Here is a 19,009-nt window from a genome sequence, read left to right as displayed (position 1 = left end):
TTTCATAGGAAGATGAAGCTGATTCAAAGACGTGCTTATGGATTTAGAAATTTTGAAAATTATAGGTTAAGGGTTAAAGTTTTGTGTTCTTGATTAGTGCCCCCTGATTTGGGGAAGAGCCGTTCTTGATTAGTGCCCCCTGATTTGGGGAAGAGCCTTGTGTTCTTGATTAGTGCCCCCTGATTTGGGGAAGAGCCTGTGTTCTTGATTAGTGCCCCCTGATTTGGGGAAGAGCCCAAGGATTTCGAAACCGGTACCAAGAGTGGTACCAAAATCTTTTTTTAATTTTAGGGTTCTTCTGGAAACCCTTACTGGGATTGGTCGGGACGGAAGGATTTGAACCTTCGACCACTAGCACCCCATACTGCAAACTATAGATTTAATTGGAATAATATTTTTATACCTTTTCAGTCAAAAAACCTTGATACATAAAGATGTAAAGCATATCATAAATATCAATCGATAACATCCAATAACATTCAAAAACACCATAAAGTACCCAGTGAAGTAACCAGTAAAAGGAACAACATGGTCAGATTTACCGATACCTACATCAAAAACTTAAAATCATCAGACAAGCGTATTGAACTATTTGAAGGAGATGGTTTTGGAATATTTGTATACCCTACTGGTACAAAAACCTGGGTATACCGCTACAAAATAGATGGAAAAAAGGACCACATTACCATTGGTAATTATCCATCAGTTAGTTTAGCAGATGCAAAAAGACAGTTCATGGATTTAAGGGAAATAAAAAGAAGCGGCAGTAACCCTAAAAAGATCATGATTACCCAAAAAGAAGAGCGATTTACTGTCAAAGATCTTGTTACAAATTGGTTCGATAATTACATCAAACGCCACCGAAAATGCCCTGAACAAATAGAGCAATTAATTAAGGCAGATATAATACCAATGCTTGGAAACATAGAGGTTGAGGAACTTAAAACAAAAGATATTACTTGGTCGTTAGATAAAATCGTTAATAGAGGCTCCCCTGTCCATGCCAATAAAGTTCTCAGTGCACTTAAACAAGCGTTTAATTATGCTGTTAGCCGGGGAGAGCTTACGGTCAACCAGGCAGCAAACATCCGTGCCCGTGATATTGGTGGGGTGGAAAAGCCAAGAGAGCGACATCTGACATTAGATGAAATTAAACAGCTCTGGCAATTCTTAAATAATGGCAAGCATGGCGTCTCTTTACAAATCACCAATGCCATTAAAATATTACTACTAACTGGCGTCCGCACCGGCGAACTAAGAATCGCCAAATGGAAAGAGTTTGACTTTGAAAACTCTCTATGGACTATCCCCGCTGCAAACACCAAAACTGGCATCACCATGCGTGTCCATTTAACCGAACCTGTCAAATCCTTATTTCTGGAGCTTTACCATTGCAATATAGGGGATTATGTAATCAGCGGCGCAGACGGTATAAACCCAATCAGCGACAGAGCACTACCCAAAGCAGTCAATCGTTTACAAGAAAGAGTCGGAATCGAAAAATGGACGGCTCACGATCTGCGCCGAACATTTGCAACCCAGCTGGGTGAAACATTAAATATTGATCCCGTTGTCATCGAAAAATGTCTAGGACATAAGATGCCTAAGATTATGGCTACTTATAACAAAAATGAGATGTTACCACAGAGAAAAGACGCCCTGGAGAAATGGTCAGACTATATAATGAACTTAGTTTCTGAAAATGTAGTTCTGTAAAGGGTAGATCGTATTATTTTTTGACAATGTACAACTTTATTGGTACACTTAATTATGATGAAAAGAGTTGAGTTTATAGCTTATGAAGGTGAAGCTTATACCATTGAATGGTATTTTGATGACAAAAAGCATAGTGATGCATTGGAATATTATAACAGCTTAGATAAATCCGAAAAAATTCAGCTGTTAAAATTATTAAAACGAATGGGAGATAATGGAGAGATTAAAGATAAAACAAAATTCAGGAATGAAGGTGATAAAATTTATGCTTTTAAGCCACAACCTGAGCGTTTTTTATGTTTTTTCTATGAGGGTAAGAAAATTGTTATTACCAATGGCTTTTGCAAAAAACAACAAAAGCTACCCACTAACGAAAAAGATAAAGCGATAAACAGTCGAAATGATTATATTAGTCGTGTAGAGCGAGGTAAATATTATGAGTAACAAACCACTATCAACGTTCGAACGAGAAATGCAAGATCCTGCTTTCAAAAAACAGTTTGAAGAAGAATACAAAGAGTTTCTATTGTCTGAAATTATTCGCGAATTAATGGAAACCAGCAAAAAAAGCGTCAGAAAACTAGCCAATGAGTCAGGTCTTTCCACTACAGCCATACAAAACTTGCGATCAGGCGTACAAGAAGATATGAAATTAACAAATTTTCTTAATGTATCTCATGCCTGTGGCTATAATATTGTTTTAGAAAAAAATGGAAAAAAAATCTGTCTTTAATAGTAACATCATAACTCTTCTTTATTACTATGTATTAATCTGCTTAAATAGACTGATCTTTAGCGCTAGATCTAATGCAACCAGGGCCACAAAGCCGGCTCCTGCCCCCAGTTTGAGGTATTACCTTGATCTGGGTACTGATCCGCTCCTTCAAAGCCTGTACGTGCGAAATTACACCAATAAGTTTGCCGTCCTGCTGCAGACTTGAAAGAGTTTCCAATGCAGTATCAAGAGCTTCATCATCAAGCGTGCCAAAGCCCTCATCCAGGAATAGAGAATCCACCCGGACTTTCTTGCTTGCCATATGGGATAAACCAAGTGCCAAGGATAAACTGACGATAAAGCTCTCACCGCCTGATAAATTTTTCGTAGACCTAATTTCACCAGCCTGATAGTTGTCAACTACATTTAGCTCCAGAGGCTGAGCGTCATCATGGAGTAGTAAATAGCGGTCAGTCATTTTTTGCAGTTGTCGATTGGCATGACCAATCATCATTTCAAAGGTCAACCCTTGGGCAAAGTTGCGATACTTCTTGCCATCAGCAGACCCGATCAATTCGTGCAAGTTTCTCCACCGCTGGCACTCTTTTTTCTGGACTTCTATAACCATTTGCTTTTCTTTTATCTGCTCTTTTGCAGCCATATTTTCACTTAGTCTGTGCTTGAAACCTGCAATGATATCCCTTGTCTCTCTCAGTGATTTTTCATAATCCTTGAATTCAGGTTCGAGTTCATCCAGTGGTTTGTCAGTAAATTTTCTAGCCATTTCAGTGGCTAAGCGCGTTTCTCTATCTTTTTGTCTAGCGTTAAGTTCTGTTTGACGTTCATCCAATCTCTTAGCCTGCGCAGCTAGATCATCTCTCTGCACAGGAGACAATCTGGCTTCTATAAACTTTTCTTTATTAGTAAACCCCAGAGAGACATGAGCCGCAGAAAATTCAGTTTCTAATCTTCTTAACTCATGCTCTTGCTGGTCAATGCGTTTTTTCAGGGATTCAATGTAGGACTTTACAGTATTCCATTTTTTCTGGAGTTCATTATGTTGATCTCTAGCTTGTTTTTCAGCACTTTCCGCATCAGAAACAGCCTTATGCAAAAGAAACTCCTCATTATCGGGATTTTTGTCACCATATATCGCTTTTCGTTCTTCCTTTACAGCGATGAAATCCTTGGTCATTACTTCCAAGCGTGATTGCTTTTCAGCCAGGGCTATACTTTGAGTGTCAATGACTCCATCCAGACGACTCATCTCACTTTCGAATGCAGCAATCCGTTTCTCATAATCAGTTCTTTTCGTAGTCTGAGATTGCCATGCATCCAACCGTGCCTGTAAGACCTCCAATATTACCGAAATATTGTCATCAGAGAGCTCCGAAATGCCTAGTGGCAGGAGTTTAGCAGACAAAGTCTCCCTGCGTTCTGTAAAATTGGTATGGAGTTTTTCTAAAGACTCCATTATATTTGCTAGGGTTTTATCTGTTGATTTCTTCTCATTATCTGCTGCTATCTCCTGCTTTTCAGCATCCATCAGATTCTTACGTGCCTCAATCACATTCTCTTCAAGCTTCTTAATAGATATTTCCTGCTCCTCAGCCTTGTTAATAAGCTCAGTCAAAGCTTCGATCTTCTGTTCAGATTTATCTGAAGTAGGAATATTGCCTTCTGCGAATGGGTGCTCTTTTGCACCACATAGTGGGCAAGGTTTGCCATCCTCCAATTTAAGTCGATGTTCTTCAAGTTCCGCTATTTTTGCTAGAAAAGCAATTTCACGTAACAAAGTTTCTTTCTCTATACGGTATTCACGTAACAGTCTACCCCCCAATAACTGACTCAAAGTATCTTTGCCTTGCTGTAGTCTTGTTGAGGCGTCAACTAGCTCCTTCCTCAGAATATTGCATTGATTCTGGCAATCATCAAATGACTTTTTCGCCAATTGCAAGGCAGTTATGGTTTTATCACGGACAATTTCTTTTTCAACAATTTCCTTTTGTTTAGAAATTAGGCTACCTAGCTGTTCTTCAATACCAGCAAGACCGCCGATAAGCCATTCATCTTGGATATGCTCTTTTAAATAACAGTTAATAAGTTCCAGAGCCCTTTGGACTCCAGTACATTTTTCCTGCTCCATTTGTTTGGCTTTTTTATCTTCAGCTATCTTGGTCGCATCTTTCTTACAGTTAACATCAACTTCCAAAACAGCTTTTTCTTGTTCGGCAAGCCGCTGATCTAGGGAACGAATCTTCTGCAATATAGGTGCAGCAGATTTAAATGCTTCTTTGGCTATAACTGTTTTTTGCTCAGCCAATTTCAAGTATTCAGCCTTCTCCTTGGCAGATACTTCTAATTCAGGAAGAATATCTTCTTCCTTCTTCAGTGCTATTTGATCTTCACTCTGTTGTTTTTGAAATGCAGTTAGTGTTGCGTATACACCATCAAGAGATGCTGCTTTTAAACTCTGGGTAAGTTTGTCACGATTCGGTTTGAATGCTTCAAGATCAGTATGCAATATGTTGGATTCATCAACTAGGTTATATAAGTCCCTCTTTAATCCATCTATGGTAGTTAGCCATGAAATATCTTTTCCTATTTTCTCGATCCTGGCGGTAAGTTCTGCTTCTTCTTTTTGTTTTGCCTCGAGTGCCTGCCCTATCTCATTTTCCTGATCAGGTTCCAAAATTACAATTCCTGCTGTTTCAGCCTGAAGAATATCCAGTTTCTCTCGTTCTTCACGTTGACGTTCATGAACACGGATAGATATTTGGCTGTAAACCTCTGTTCCGGTAATTTGTTCCAAGATTGGAGCTCTTTCATTTGGATCAGCCTGTAGAAACGCAGCGAAACCGCCTTGAGCTAACAACATTGATCTGGTGAACCGGTCAAAATCCATGCCGGTAGCTAATTCGATTTGATCAGCTACACCCCTGATCTTGGATTCAAAGATTTCACCAGAATCTGCGTTAGAAATCTCGTGCTTAGGAGGCTGCAGTTCACCATCAGTTTTGTTACGCGCTCTACGTTGACTCCAATGACACCGATATCGACCGGTCTGAGTTTCAAACGACACCTCAGCAAAACATTCACCAGTCTGACGGGACATAATTTCATTTCCACTCTTGCTTATCTTATTCAGGCGAGGCGTCCGTCCATAAAGAGCAAGGCAAATAGCATCAAGAATCGTTGTCTTACCTGCACCAGTGGGTCCGGTAATAGCAAAAATGCCATCGGACGTGAAAGCTGGGTGTGTTAAGTCGATTTTCCATTCACCGACCAGCGAGTTCAGATTTTTAAAACGCACCTGCAATATTCTCATTGGTCGCCTCTTTATTCAGCCTGCACATCGTCTTCATAGAGAGACGAAAGCGTTTCTTGGTAGGTCAGGATCAGTTCCTGTCGTTGATCTTCTGGTATATCATGAACAGATAGACATCGCTCAAACACAACGTTCACATTCAAATCATCCAGTGTATCCTCTTCATGAATTTGTTTCAGCACACGATCTATGATCCGATTGTTTTTTACTCGAAGAATTTCCAATTGTGTGCCTGAAATAATAGTTTCCAAGCGCTCCTGCAGATCACCAATAAGTTCATCGCCTTCGTAAATAACTTCAACCCAGCATTTTGAATCTATTACTTTCAATTCGAGAATGCGATTTGAAATATCAACCCAGTCCCCTTTGACACGCTCAAGTTTCTGAAACACGGGAACATCAATCAGCTGTGTGGATGTTTCATTACTGTGAAATACTACCTGGCAAACACTCTTCTGCTGTTTTGCTTCTCCAAATCCCATAGGCAAAGGAGATCCGCTATAGCGTATAATTTCTGAATTGTTGACCTTCTGCGGTACATGCAGGTGGCCTAGTGCCAAATAATTGAAGCAGGTCGGGAAAATACTAGCCGTTACATGAGCCAGGGATCCAACATAAAGATCTCGCACACCATCACCATCAAAGGTTTGCCCACCGGCCGTAAACAAATGTCCCATGGCTACGATAGGAATATTAACCCCTAGTTCATTGCGCTTCTGTTCAGCCAAGACAGCGACATTAGCATAGTGATTGCGGATACCTTCAATCAGCTTCCGTTCCTTATCTTCTATACTCTCGCCAACTTCCGCCACACGGATATCTTTATCTCGAAGGTATGGCACAGCACAGACAATCACTTCTGGGGTACCCTGCTTATTTCGAAGCACCAACACCTCATCTTCAAGATCCTCAGAGATACTACCAACCACGTGAACATTAAGGACTTTAAGTAACTCCTTGGGTGCATTCAGGAAAGATGGTGAATCGTGGTTGCCTGCGATAACGACCACATGCCGGCAGGATGAGCTGGCAACCCTACATAGAAATCGGTAATAAAGTTCCTGAGCTCGATTACTCGGTGCCGTGGTATCAAATACGTCCCCCGCTATCAGCAAGACATTGATTTCATTATTATGAATCGTCTCAGCAAGCCAAGTTAAAAAAGCATCGAATTCTTCATAACGTTTTCTACCATAAAGGATTCGGCCTAAGTGCCAGTCGGATGTATGGAGGATTCTCATTTAACTTCCTGCAATTTCTTACTGCACTCATCGACGATATATTCAGGTACAAGGTCAAATTGTGTAGGGTCTAGCTGACATATAAATTCGTTCTCAATATGATATGTTTCGTTGATAAATTTTTGAATAATCGAATTTTCAATGTCTATACCAATAAGTCTAAACACTTGTAACTTTTCATATCCGTTTTGGCAGTCATGGTACAAGAATTTTAAACTATTCGTATCTGATATATTTCTGAGCATATTCTCGTAGTCAAATCCAGGTAGATTTTTTCTTATTTCATCAATACCATTAGAAAGCTTGGCAGGATCCATCTCAGGATATTTACCATCTCTACCTAGTGGCTCCCTTGAATCAAGAGGTTTTTTTCTTTTGTGAAACAGATTTGATAAAACCTGATATGCCTCACCATGATCATCCATAATCTCATAATAACGTCTTAGGTATATAAGCTTAATAATATTGTCACAATCTGAGTTGACAGCAGTTTGGCATATTTGAGCAAATGTTTTTATGTCCTTTTCACAGATTGATCGCTCATGCACATGACCACTATTGTATCTGAGATAAGTGGCTGTGACCTGATTGCTAAACTGCTTTTTTACTGATTTAAGCGTGTCAATTATGGGTTCTATGTCATGCGTTAACATCAAAACCGTTTTGCCTTTTAGGCATGATACTCCATCACGTCGGAACAACATTTCTAATATCGCAAACTTTTTATTCTTATCAAAAGACGATATTGGGTCATCCAATATTATCAAATCAGGTGCCTTTGCCAAACATTCATACATGAATAACACAATAGCAAAGGCATTTCTTTCACCGAAACTAAGATGCTGATGCCCACCACTTAGATGTTGACTATGGTCAACATGCAACAGCTTAAGTTGAGATCGCCCATGCTCTCCAGCAATTTCCACTTTATAGCGATAGCCAGCATATGCTAAGAAACTATTGATATCCGCCTGATGCTTTTCAATGAGTTTTTGTATTTCTTTTCGCTGTCTATTGATTTTACCCTGTAATTCCCCAGCTTGTGTTATTAGTACATCTAGCGATGAATTTATTGATGTGATAGTCGCTTGCGTTTTAACTGAGTTAAGGTGAGATAAAAAATGCAAATCTAGTTTATAGGATATTAGCTTCTCTGCAACTTTTTCGCCTTCCTTAAAATGAAAACTTGAAAGGGTTCTCACATCCTCTAGCTTTTGAACCAGAGTATCAATTTGATTCTTGAGCTCGACGATAAAGTTCTCATGCTCTTTTTCAAGGCCCTCTTTTAATGAAGTAATGATTTCTAAGTTTTCTTTCGCATTTACTGAGAAATATTCACCCAGTTTATCAAGAACATCGATTATTCCAACAAGATTCTTTATCACATTTTTATCGTATTCTTGACTTACTCTTCTGATTTGCTCTTTCTTGCCTGTCGAGTCAGTTGAACAAAATGGACAAGCGGTTGATAAAGTTGAATATTCTAAATGGCCTTTGGTTTGCCAATCAATCCAATTGACGCTTTTGGGGCTTTGAATGAATGGCTGATATGGTTCAAGCCCTTGAGGTATGTTCGTTATTTTGTTTCCAACTGATAGTCCCTTCATTCCAGCTGAAGACTTTGAAAGTTGACCTGATGCTGTCAGTTTAAATGCATCGCTTAGCCCCTTAAGATTCGAAATCAACGTTTCTAAATCTGAATTGTTTGTAAATTGCTGCCGGATAGTTTGCACGATACTAGCTATTTCTTGTTCTATCGCCCTATATGCATCCGTTCTAATGAATATGTCGAAGCTATTACTTACTAGTTCTTCCGGCTTAAAGGTAAACTGGTTAACATAATCTTCATTAAAACACATTATATTTCGAATCTTTTCCATGCAGCTTACTATCGGTTGCAGGTTATTAGGATTACTATCCCTATACTTAAAAGGCATCAAGTCAGCTAAAAGATCCTTATCTCCAGCTGAAAAGCATTGTAATGCCTTGGCAATAGTACTTTTCCCAGTTCCATTATGTGCAAATTTGATATTAAGTTTATTCTTAGTAATCGTTATTTTAGCTGAATCGATATTGTTACAGTTTTGAATTTCTACATTCATCTAATTACCTGGTTACATTTTATTAATAAAAGATTACAAACTGATATTAGAATTTTAACCCATCCCCGCATTTTCATTTATGTGTTTAACTAAATCAATCAACCGTCTACTCGTTTTATCATCAAATACCCCTGCTATCCCCAAATTATGAATATTCGTAAATGGCGTTTCAAATAATACCTTAGGCTCCATGGTGCCATTCTGTACAAGAAATTCAATGACCTCATTGAGGAAGGCTATTTGATCAGGCTCTAATGGCACTTTTGATAGAAATTCTGCAAAGGCTTCTTTAGCTGCTTTTCGACTCAAGCCCACAACAGAGCGAACTAATACGCCTAAAGGTTTTTCACCAAAGATTTTTTGATAGTCCTCTTTTGGAATTACGCCACATTCTGAAAAAAGAATATCTTCTAGAGCGGCAATGTCAGTAGGAGTAACTGGTTCATTATTTCTTAATCGCCGAATAGTGATATGATTTTTGTGATCATTGATAAATTTCCGCACTTTCTCTCTATAATCCTTTAAATTAGAATCGCTTTTCACCAAATCATATACTGCAGAACCTTCCCTAATTTCATCGGCAAAATTAGTATAAACGTTGATTAGAACAGTTTCTTTATCTAAAAATCTTGTCAGATCTCGAAGGCATACTCTTACCTGCTCGAGTAAAGGCAAAGAAACATCCGCCCACCATTGTTCAGTTTGCAAATCTAATATTAACTCCATTTGATTTGCGACATTAGGAATGTTTGATTTGTCTTCTAGCCCCTTCGCTATCTCAATGATTTGTGATTTGTATTTCTCTTGTGCTCTGCTATTTTGCAAAATAGCTATCTGAATATTCAAAATCAGTAAATCAAATCGACGGCAAAGCTCATCATCATTGTCTATTGAAGGCAAGCCACTAAGCTTACTTCTAAGTGTATTTATGTCATCTTCTTTCAAAATATCCCATTGGTCTCGCTTGGCATATTTTTCAACATTTGCTCGTTCTTTTCGAACAATAAAATTGTCTATATTCATAGTGGTAACAACTTCATGTAGCTGATTTTTTAGAGTTCCACTAAAACTTTTAAGTGCATCATTAACAATATTTGTATTTTCTAAAGCTGTTATTAGGTCTAATCGACGATTAAATATTTTCTGCTTAACAGACTCTTGAATACTGGAATCATACCCCTCTGGATTAGTATCAAAAAATTCCAGATTCTCACAATAATCAAAAATCACAAATTCCTTTTTATCATTTCCTGGACCGAATAAATCCTCACAGGGTCTAGTGCCACGTCCTATCATTTGCCAGAACTTTGTTCTGGAGCGAACCAGCTTGAAAAAGACTAAGTTCACAACTTCTGGAACATCAATACCGGTATCAAGCATATCCACTGAAACAACGATAAAAGGATCTTTTGTTTTAAGGCTAAACGCATCAATTAAACTTTGTGAGTATTTCACTGAATGATCAATTCGACGGCAAAACTTACCTGCCAGATGCGGATAATTTTCATCAAACTGTTGGACTATAAACTGAGCGTGTGTTTTATTTTTAGCAAAGATAATGGTTTTACCGATTTTATCTCCGCCCTCAACTTTGATTCCATGTTCCATCAAATGCATCAGAACTTTATTGACGGTATCTTTATTAAACAACCATTGATTCAAAGCTGAAGAGCCGATTTCTTCTTTTAGATCGCCCGTTTCCTTATCATAAAACTCCTCCTGCAATTCATACTCTTCTTGTTCTTCAATAGAAAGTTCGTTGTATTTAATTCCTTCTCTTTGGAACTTCAATGGTACCGAAATAGCGCGAGGTGGTACAAGGAAACCGTCTTTGACTGCTTGCTCTAACTCATAAGCATAAGTTGGTTGATGATTATCAAGTTCAAACAATTGATATGTGTTTCTATCAACTTCTCCACGGGGTGTAGCCGTTAATCCAAGTAGCAGTGAGTCAAAATAATCAAAAATGGCACCATATTTTTGATAAACAGACCGATGCGCTTCATCGATAATGATCAAATCAAAATGGTTTACACTAAATGTTTGGCTCTGCTTTTTCTTGGTTCCGTCAATACAATTAAGCATGGTTGGGTAGGTTGAGAATAATATTCGCGCTTCCTCTTGTTTCTTACCCAAGAGATTGGCGAGGCTGACATGAGGAAGATTTTTCTTAAACGCTCGACTAGCTTGAGTTAATAAAGCGGTTCTGTCAGCTAAAAATAATACCTTCCTTACCCAATTAGCCCGCAATAACATATCGACCAAGGCGATGGACAAACGAGTTTTGCCCGTACCAGTTGCCATGACGATTAAACTTTTGCGTTTACGATTATCTCCAAAATGTTGCATGACGCGAGCTGCAGCTTCTATTTGGTAATATCGACCAGCAATCTCTGTCTTAGGCTGCATCAAGTTTAACGATTGACGACTCTTACGCTGATTGATTTTCCATTGTAATTCATCTTTAGTGGCAAAGCCCTGCACTTCTCGTGGAGGATAAAAAGTATCATCCCACATCCATGTCTTATACCCATTAGAAAAATAAATAATCGGACGCTGACCATGATGCTGCTCTAAACAATTAGCATAAAGCTCCGCTTGTCGACTTCCTGTTTGTGGATCTACTTTTGTTTTTTTGGCCTCAACTAATGCAAGTGGTTTGTTATCATCGCCCCAAAGCACATAATCAACATAGCCCGTACCATCATTTTTACCGGAGACCGTAGGCATACAGTTTAAAACTTCGAATTCCTCAGCATTTTTTCCTTTCGGATCCCAACCCGCTTCTCGTAACATGACATCTATCATCAATTCTCGAGTTTGTGACTCCGTGTATTCATTGCTGCTAATCGTTTTCCTATTGGCTTTCTTAACGTCCTGAAGTAATGCTAATTGCTCTTTTATGGCGGCAAGTTCTGCCTCTGTTTGAGTTAGCTTAGCTCGAGCAGCCTCAGCTGCTTTATCTTTTGCTTCTAAGTCAGCTTGAATTTTTTCAATCTCATGTTTGGAAAGTTTAGGTGTATCTTCTTGCGCTTTAGGAAGATAAGTTACTTGGAATTGTTCGGGTTTTGCGCCGCCAGTAGAATAGACCCGCGCCATCCAGCCTAAGAATTGATGAAGTGCAACGGTTGCTTTTAAACCTTCTTGAGGCGAAATATTCTCGTCACCGTGTACTGCGATATTCCCTAATCGGTGAATAAATTTAATATCAAAAAACAAACCTCTTTGGATCATATTCGAAAAGCTTGGCTCATGAATCATAGAGGCTAGATTTAATTCATAGGGTGATTTTATAGTTGAATCATTAGCAAATAACCATTTTAGCGCTAATTCTAATGTTCGGCGTGCATAGATTGCCGCGGCTCTAGGATCACGCAAAGCATAGCTTTCCACAAATTTGGCATCCTGGAGTAAGAAGTCCCAATGCTCAGATAAAAATGAAAAATTGCTCTGCTCCATCCTATTGTATCCTTTATGCTAATTCTGTTTCTGATTGTTTGCTTAATTCACCTCTAAATGCTTTTTGCGTTAATGCATTAAAAAGCTTATCTAATTCATTATATGCCAGGTTATCTTTCTGTAATTTCTTTACTGCTTTTGAAAAGAACTGTGTATACTTCTTTTGTTCAACTATAGGTGGAAGTAAAATTTTAATATTAGATAGTTTAGATTTGCTAACCATCCCTTTCATACTATTAGTTGAAGCATTCTGGATTATTCCTTTATTAAATAAGAGCTGGGCATATAGAAAATAAAGCAATATTTTTTCATTGGGTATGATTGCATTAATTTGTTGATTGAATGCAACCTCTCTATCTGTCATTGCTATATTACCTATGCAGTTTTTACTTCCTGCTATACAAGTTATTAGAATAGAGTTTTTCGGAGCACACCTACCGACCAATTTACCTTCTTTGGAAAGATACTCTTCTGCTTTTGTTAAATAGTGGAATGGGGTATTTATGTTATCTGATTTAATCCATTCAATTTCGGAGCCATAATATTGCTCTTTTTTTCTTGAGGGTGTGTTTCCTGTTATTATTTTTCCTATATCTGAAATATTGACCAACTTAAATCCTTTTGAGTTTGAGACTGGATCACCAAACATATCCAAAAAAACTGAGCGTAAGAGTTGTTCGCTAAGTTCGATGGCTTGTTGGCGTTTACGTCGCACTGCATCCGCCTTATCTAAAATTGCAGCAATACGTTTTTGTTCCTTTAGTGCTGGTAAAGGAACTTCTAACTCTTCAATGTGTAAACGACTTATCTGTTTGAAAGTAGAGCCAGTGCCCTTTTTTTGGAGTTCATCTTTATACGATTGAAGAAAATGCCAAAGATAATTTTTATCAACTTTATCTGGTAGAGGTCTTAGTCCAGCAACTCCTCGTCCCAAACAATATTCGTCATCACTCCAATTTAAATCACCTATAGTTGCCCTTATACATAGAATTAAGTCGCCTACTTGGGATAAGCGCGTAGGTTCTACAGTATGCTTTTTAGGATTTGGAGTACTTATGCCAAAATCGCCAGCACCAGCAATTAATGGATAGCCTTCAGCAACATCATTGTATGAACTACCTTTAGGTGCTTGCCCCATTGAAATATTACATATTTTAGATAACTTAATTTTGGGGATCATCATATCTACCTTTATCTGTAATATTAAAACGCACTTCATTCAGATAGCTTGAGCAGTTAGGCATGTTCATATAACATTCCCCTCAATTCCTTCAAGTCCCTCTGGATATCCAACTCCAAGTCATCAAGCTTATCTAAAATAACCTGCGGCGCATCATAGGCTACTTCTTCATATTCAACTTCTTTGTAACGATTGATGGAAAGATCATATTTATTCGTCGCAATATCTTTTTTATCAACGACGAAAGCTTTACCTTTTTTATCGAAAAAATCACCCTCACCTTCCTTGTATTGGTGATATTGTTCAATGATGTCAGGTATATCATTAGCTTGAATAGGCTCTCTCTTATCATCTAAACTAAAACCATCTGCTTTCATATCATAAAACAAGACTTTATCAGTGCCACCCGAATCAGTGCGCGTAAAAATCAATATGGCGGTAGATACCCCTGCATAAGGTTTAAATACACCAGATGGCATGGAGATAACAGCTTCTAACTTTTGTTCTTCGACTAAGGCATGTCTTAATTGTTGATGCGCCGTAGATGAGCCAAACAATACGCCATCAGGCACAATACAAGCACAACGGCCACCTAGTTTTAATTGTTTTATAAATAAACTGATAAATAGCAATTCTGTTTTTTTAGTCTTGCTTACTTGGAGCAAGTCTTTTGCAATACTTTCATGATCTAGTGATCCTTTAAAAGGTGGGTTAGCCAGAATAAGCGTATAGGCATCACGTTTATCAGCATGGTCTTCGCTTAATGAGTCCCTATCTTCAATAATTGGATTTTCAATACCATGTAAAGTCATGTTCATGGCGCCAATGCGTAACATTGAAGAATCGAAGTCTGAGCCATGGAACATTTGATTGTTAAAGTGATCTTTGAGTTTTTTATCACGATTGATTTCTTTGTGGTGCTTTTCTAAATATTCCGCAGCAGCAACCAAAAAGCCACAAGTACCGCAAGCAGGATCACAAATAATATCCTGTGGTGTTGGCTTTGTTAACTCAACCATCAGTTTGATAATGTGTCTCGGTGTACGGAATTGTCCATTTTTACCAGCAGTCGCTATTTTGGAGAGCATGTATTCATATAGGTCACCCTTTGTATCCCTGTCATGCATGGGGATATGCTCAATCATATTCACGACTTTATCAAGCAAGGCTGGGGTTGGAATAATAAATACAGCATCAGTCATAAACTTTGTATACGAACTACCAGCACGTCCATTAAGTGCTTTAATAAAAGGAAAAACTTCATCTTTAAATACTTCAAATTTTCGTTTAGGCTCGAAATCCTTAAACCTTGACCAGCGTAAATGCTCCTGTCCCTCTTCAAAGATAGGATCTGTAATCTCTTCACCTAATAAGTGGGCTTGTGCTTCCCTTGCTGTGTGAATCTCATCTAACCTTTTAGCAAAAAGTAGATAAGTAATTTGTTCAATAACAGATAGAGGATTTGATACACCACCTGACCAGAAAACACTCCAAATCTGATCCACTTTATTTTTGATTTCACCTGTAATCATTTGATTCTCTTATTAAAATTCTGCTTATTCCATATTTAACTTTGTTGTTATTTAGCTTTTTGCTCTTGGTTTTTAATCCATTGATCAATTTCGCTTTTACGAAAACGCCATGCAGCCCCTACTTTGAAGCCTGGTATTTTACCTTCCGAAGCAAACCTATAAGCAGTTTTTTCAGCTATTTTCAGATAGTTAGCCAAATCCTTAATAAGCATTATGTCGTTGTCAGTCATAGGAACATAACCCATTTATATGGAATTTAGTTGAAAATAGTTGAAAATACGGGGGATTTCAAGCTGTTTTTTTACCTCTACTTCTGCTGGTAGAGAAAAAATATTCTTAATAGATAGACTTACATTTTTTATTAGAAAAAAGACGTTCTAAGAATATGTGAGCTATGATGATAGGTATATTAAGTTAATTAGTATGAACGAATTTTTTGGATCACTTTACCAACAATATCTATTTCAAGACCATCAGCCACTTTAATATTTGGCCAATTATCATTTAACGTCAGAAGTTCGAATTCAGGTGAGGTAAAAGACAATTTCTTGTATTGGCAAACGATGACTTCTGATTTATTAGCTACTTTAACTACAACATAATCCCCTGGTTTTGGTGAGATCAAAGTATCTATTATTAGTACATCATTCACTCTAATTTCAGGGAGCATACTTTCATCTGTCATTTTCAGCGCGAATGCTTCCTTACTTAATTCTGGCAATAGCTTTATGCTAACAGAAATAAAAACCACATCATTAGATAACTCACAGTCAGAATCAGCATTGATATACATTTTTGCATCACAAGCCTGACGCGAATCCAATAGCGGAATCAAATGACTAGGGCTTTGTGTTTTTTTAATTTGCATCTCATCTGACAAGCACATTAAAAAAGCTGGCGAAACATCCAATGCATGTGCCAGCTGTTTGATTTCTTCTGGGCCAGGTGCGCGCGTTCCTTGTTCCCAATTGGTTAAGCGGGTTTGTTTAAGACCACCAGCAAGGTCACCAAGCTCTTTTAGTGTCAAGCCTTTTGCCTTTCGAGCCTCGAGAAGGCGTCTGCCAATTTCTTTTTTAATGTTTAGCTCAGCCAAATTCGCCTCATAAAAATAAGTTCAATCATTGATTTATCACGTAATGTGATATATATTCTCTTTAAAATCACTAATAGTGATATTTTTAAGTGTATTTTCATAAAGATTATCACATTATGAAAATAAAAACGAGGATTTAACAGGGATATACACCCATGATGGATTTCGTCATTAATAGTGATGAGTTGGCGGCAATGAGTGGTTTACCTCATATCCAGCAGCTGGCTTACCTTAGAGGAATAAGACCGTATATGGATGTGAAAACAGGAATAACAGGTATCAAGCGGCGAGTTAGTTATCAGTCGATATCTGAGCAGCTTTATATCGAGCCACATCAAGGAATTAAAAGTCAAAATTTTTCACGAGATCAAGTGCGTCGTGCAATTTCAGGTTTGGTACGTGCGGGCATTATTGAGATTCAATCTGAAGGCATGCAACTCATTTTAAAATGTCTCTTAGCTTCAAAGCATTATTCTGTCCAAAATAAAGCCGCCATAAACCCACCACAGAAAGCCACCACAAACCCGCACGAGATAGCCCTTGTAAATACTGAATTTTCTGAGGATACAGATATAAAAGCCGACATAGACGAACCCCAAAAAGCCGCCACACCTCTTATAAAAGAAAATAATTATATTTATTTATTACGCCAATTCGACAATTTCTGGCTTATGTACCCCGAAAAAAAGTCACGTGATCGTGCTTTTGAAATTTTCCAACAAATCAATCCCGATGAGCATTTACTGCAAACCATGTTGCAAGCACTCGATAGCCAAATCAAAGCCCATAAAGCAAAAGAAGCGCATGGTGAGTGGGTCCCTGCCTGGAAATTTCCAGCGAATTGGTTGTCACAAAAATGTTGGGAAGATGAAGTCACAATCGAATTAAAGCAGGAGAAAAGGAATGAGAAGCATCGCGCAAGTACTGGAACAGCCCATGACCCCTTCTGGAACGAAGACACAGAAGACTCAGCAAGCTCCGCAGAGGATGAATACCAGCAAACCAATGTCGTCAGCTTGCAATGGTACCGACAAGCGGATTGAGAACTTGTTTACCCGCTTTGCGGTCTTTTATGGGCATTTGTGGCGCAGTCAGTTTAAGAGCGATGGATTTTTGGAGTTTGCTAAAAAAGAGTGGTCGGAAGGATTGGAGCAATTTAGCGATGAGGTTTTGAATCAGGCCATTTTAGCTTGTCGGGATCATTGTGACATGCCGCCGAGTCTGCCGCAGATGATTGGTTGTTGTCGTGACATCAAACGGCGGAATACTTTTTATGTCGCAGGTGAAGCACATCAACCAGCAAGCCAAGCTGTGGTTGAAGAGAATATCCGGCAATGCAAAAGCCTACTTACTTAAATAAAAAGAGGAGAAGCACTATGTTACTTTTAACAAGAAAAGTCGGGGAATCCGTGGTTATCGGTGAAGATATTTACTGCACGGTCCTTGGATACCAGCATGGAGAAATTTGTCTTGCTTTTGATGCCCCCAAATCCCTCCCAATTCATCGAGAAGAAATTCAACGCAGAATTAACCGAGATCGTCAAAAGGATGAATGGTATCGCGAACCTGTACCTAATCAAGAAAGCGTTGTAGATCGCTTAATCAATAAATTTAAACACGAGATGAGTCCAGCATAGAACCATCAACAATAACATGAGGTTACTCAATGATAGATCTGGTTGAACAAGGACTAACGGTTAAAGACCGTGCCAAAGAGAAGCTGAAGCGTGATTTAGGTGGTTTGATTGAAGGGGCGCTTAGCGATCCCAAAACGGTAGAGATCATGTTGAATGCAGATGGCAGGCTTTGGCAAGAACAGCTTGGTGAAACCATGCGTTGCATAGGGAATATCAATGCAGCACGTGCCGAATCCATCATCAAAACTGTTGCCGGTTTTCATGGAAAAGAAGTGACTCGTATGAAGCCTTTGCTAGAGGGAGAGTTACCTCTGGATGGCTCACGTTTCGCCGGACAACTGCCGCCAGTTGTTTCAAGTCCAACCTTTGCCATCCGCAAAAAAGCGTTATCGGTTTTTACCCTCAATGACTATGTTCAGTCAGAAATTATGACACAAGCCCAATGCGAGGTGATTAAACAAGCTGTCTCTTCACACCGAAACATTTTAGTCATTGGCGGCACAGGTTCTGGCAAAACCACATTAGTGAACGCCATTATCAGTGAAATGGTGATTCATGCGCCTGAAGAACGTATTTTTATCATTGAAGATACCGGTGAAATCCAATGTGCAGCAAAAAATTGTGTCCAATACCATACCACGCTTGATGTCAGCATGACCCAGCTTTTAAAAACCACTCTCAGAATGCGCCCAGATCGAATCATTGTTGGTGAAGTTCGGGGTAGTGAAGCACTTGACTTGCTGGATGCTTGGAACACAGGACATGAGGGAGGAACAGCCACGTTGCATGCCAATAACTGTCTTGCAGGACTTCATCGGTTGAAATCACTCATCACCAGAAATCCGGCAGCACCCTCCGAAATTGAACCTTTAATAGGCGAGGCTGTTCATTGTGTCGTGCACATTTCAAGAACCCCACAGGGACGACAAATTCAAGAAATAATTAATGTCCATGGTTATGAAAACGGACATTACAACATCGAAAAACTTATTTAAGGAGAAAAAGA

16 protein-coding genes are annotated in these 19,009 nt (G+C 38.7%); 8 read left to right on the top strand and 8 right to left on the bottom strand.

What is annotated here, in order from left to right:
- The 4 genes from ELY20_RS12460 to ELY20_RS12445 form a co-directional block, all read left to right on the top strand.
- A partial coding sequence (locus tag ELY20_RS12460; protein ID WP_148112446.1) for a transposase occupies positions 1-93 on the top strand: 93 nt, incomplete at its 5' end.
- 435 nt (positions 94-528) lie between these two features.
- A complete protein-coding gene (locus tag ELY20_RS12455) occupies positions 529-1,716 on the top strand; it encodes a tyrosine-type recombinase/integrase (RefSeq protein WP_110142741.1) in 1,188 nt (395 codons plus the stop codon).
- A 54-nt stretch (positions 1,717-1,770) separates the two neighbouring features.
- Positions 1,771-2,160, top strand: a complete 390-nt coding sequence (locus ELY20_RS12450) for a type II toxin-antitoxin system RelE/ParE family toxin (protein ID WP_110142742.1) — start codon at positions 1,771-1,773, stop codon at positions 2,158-2,160.
- Positions 2,153-2,449, top strand: coding sequence for a hypothetical protein (locus ELY20_RS12445; protein ID WP_110142743.1), 297 nt, complete (start codon positions 2,153-2,155; stop codon positions 2,447-2,449). The genes ELY20_RS12450 and ELY20_RS12445 overlap by 8 nt, the downstream gene beginning before the upstream one ends.
- Positions 2,450-2,492: 43 nt before the next feature.
- On the opposite strand, the gene ELY20_RS12440 is transcribed toward ELY20_RS12445, so the two are convergent.
- The 8 genes from ELY20_RS12440 to ELY20_RS12405 all read right to left on the bottom strand — a co-directional run bounded on the left by ELY20_RS12440 (position 2,493) and on the right by ELY20_RS12405 (position 16,366).
- Positions 2,493-5,759, bottom strand: a complete 3,267-nt coding sequence (locus tag ELY20_RS12440) for an AAA family ATPase (protein ID WP_110142744.1) — start codon at positions 5,757-5,759, stop codon at positions 2,493-2,495.
- 11 nt (positions 5,760-5,770) lie between these two features.
- Positions 5,771-7,000 (bottom strand): exonuclease SbcCD subunit D C-terminal domain-containing protein, encoded by a 1,230-nt coding sequence (locus ELY20_RS12435; RefSeq protein WP_110142745.1) that lies wholly within the window; start codon positions 6,998-7,000, stop codon positions 5,771-5,773.
- Positions 6,997-9,102, bottom strand: a complete 2,106-nt coding sequence (locus ELY20_RS12430; protein ID WP_110142746.1) for an AAA family ATPase — start codon at positions 9,100-9,102, stop codon at positions 6,997-6,999. Before ELY20_RS12430 ends, ELY20_RS12435 begins: the two co-directional genes overlap by 4 nt.
- 54 nt (positions 9,103-9,156) lie before the next feature.
- Complete coding sequence (locus tag ELY20_RS12425; protein ID WP_110142747.1) at positions 9,157-12,561, bottom strand: DEAD/DEAH box helicase family protein; 3,405 nt, start codon at positions 12,559-12,561, stop codon at positions 9,157-9,159.
- A gap of 13 nt (positions 12,562-12,574) precedes the next feature.
- Positions 12,575-13,744, bottom strand: a complete 1,170-nt coding sequence (locus ELY20_RS12420; protein ID WP_158618880.1) for a restriction endonuclease subunit S — start codon at positions 13,742-13,744, stop codon at positions 12,575-12,577.
- Positions 13,745-13,797: 53 nt separating this feature from the next.
- Complete coding sequence (locus ELY20_RS12415) at positions 13,798-15,273, bottom strand: type I restriction-modification system subunit M (protein ID WP_110142749.1); 1,476 nt, start codon at positions 15,271-15,273, stop codon at positions 13,798-13,800.
- Between the two features lie 47 nt (positions 15,274-15,320).
- The gene (gene mads1 / locus ELY20_RS12410) at positions 15,321-15,503 is read right to left on the bottom strand and encodes a methylation-associated defense system helix-turn-helix domain-containing protein MAD1 (RefSeq protein WP_110142750.1); all 183 of its coding nucleotides are present in this window, start codon (positions 15,501-15,503) and stop codon (positions 15,321-15,323) included.
- 188 nt (positions 15,504-15,691) lie between these two features.
- Entirely contained in the window at positions 15,692-16,366 is a 675-nt protein-coding gene (locus tag ELY20_RS12405) for a LexA family protein (protein ID WP_110142751.1), read from the bottom strand.
- Positions 16,367-16,524: 158 nt separating this feature from the next.
- Here ELY20_RS12405 and ELY20_RS12400 point away from each other — a divergent pair, with 158 nt between their 5' ends.
- The 4 genes from ELY20_RS12400 to trbB are packed head-to-tail and all read left to right on the top strand — an operon-like array spanning position 16,525 to position 18,998.
- Positions 16,525-17,409 (top strand): hypothetical protein, encoded by an 885-nt coding sequence (locus ELY20_RS12400; protein WP_110142752.1) that lies wholly within the window; start codon positions 16,525-16,527, stop codon positions 17,407-17,409.
- The gene (locus ELY20_RS12395) at positions 17,354-17,722 is read left to right on the top strand and encodes a Vir protein (RefSeq protein WP_407656335.1); all 369 of its coding nucleotides are present in this window, start codon (positions 17,354-17,356) and stop codon (positions 17,720-17,722) included. The genes ELY20_RS12400 and ELY20_RS12395 overlap by 56 nt, the downstream gene beginning before the upstream one ends.
- A gap of 20 nt (positions 17,723-17,742) precedes the next feature.
- The gene (locus ELY20_RS12390; RefSeq protein WP_110142754.1) at positions 17,743-18,003 is read left to right on the top strand and encodes a carbon storage regulator; all 261 of its coding nucleotides are present in this window, start codon (positions 17,743-17,745) and stop codon (positions 18,001-18,003) included.
- Positions 18,004-18,032: 29 nt separating this feature from the next.
- A complete protein-coding gene (gene trbB / locus ELY20_RS12385; protein WP_110142755.1) occupies positions 18,033-18,998 on the top strand; it encodes a P-type conjugative transfer ATPase TrbB in 966 nt (321 codons plus the stop codon).
- Positions 18,999-19,009: the final 11 nt, after the last annotated feature.

Source organism: Legionella qingyii, assembly GCF_003990155.1.
GTDB classification, from domain to species: domain Bacteria; phylum Pseudomonadota; class Gammaproteobacteria; order Legionellales; family Legionellaceae; genus Legionella; species Legionella qingyii.
Note: the sequence above shows the minus strand (reverse complement) of the source record. Positions and strands in the feature narration are given on the sequence as shown.

Coding starts and splice junctions, on each gene's coding strand:
- ELY20_RS12395 (WP_407656335.1), top strand. CDS start 17,354: ATGAATACCAGCAAACCAATGTCGTCAGCTTGCAATGGTACCGACAAG.
- trbB (WP_110142755.1), top strand. CDS start 18,033: ATGATAGATCTGGTTGAACAAGGACTAACGGTTAAAGACCGTGCCAAA.
- ELY20_RS12430 (WP_110142746.1), bottom strand. CDS start 9,102: ATGAATGTAGAAATTCAAAACTGTAACAATATCGATTCAGCTAAAATA.
- ELY20_RS12400 (WP_110142752.1), top strand. CDS start 16,525: ATGGATTTCGTCATTAATAGTGATGAGTTGGCGGCAATGAGTGGTTTA.
- ELY20_RS12455 (WP_110142741.1), top strand. CDS start 529: ATGGTCAGATTTACCGATACCTACATCAAAAACTTAAAATCATCAGAC.
- ELY20_RS12415 (WP_110142749.1), bottom strand. CDS start 15,273: ATGATTACAGGTGAAATCAAAAATAAAGTGGATCAGATTTGGAGTGTT.
- mads1 (WP_110142750.1), bottom strand. CDS start 15,503: ATGACTGACAACGACATAATGCTTATTAAGGATTTGGCTAACTATCTG.
- ELY20_RS12425 (WP_110142747.1), bottom strand. CDS start 12,561: ATGGAGCAGAGCAATTTTTCATTTTTATCTGAGCATTGGGACTTCTTA.
- ELY20_RS12440 (WP_110142744.1), bottom strand. CDS start 5,759: ATGAGAATATTGCAGGTGCGTTTTAAAAATCTGAACTCGCTGGTCGGT.
- ELY20_RS12435 (WP_110142745.1), bottom strand. CDS start 7,000: ATGAGAATCCTCCATACATCCGACTGGCACTTAGGCCGAATCCTTTAT.
- ELY20_RS12420 (WP_158618880.1), bottom strand. CDS start 13,744: ATGATGATCCCCAAAATTAAGTTATCTAAAATATGTAATATTTCAATG.
- ELY20_RS12445 (WP_110142743.1), top strand. CDS start 2,153: ATGAGTAACAAACCACTATCAACGTTCGAACGAGAAATGCAAGATCCT.
- ELY20_RS12390 (WP_110142754.1), top strand. CDS start 17,743: ATGTTACTTTTAACAAGAAAAGTCGGGGAATCCGTGGTTATCGGTGAA.
- ELY20_RS12450 (WP_110142742.1), top strand. CDS start 1,771: ATGATGAAAAGAGTTGAGTTTATAGCTTATGAAGGTGAAGCTTATACC.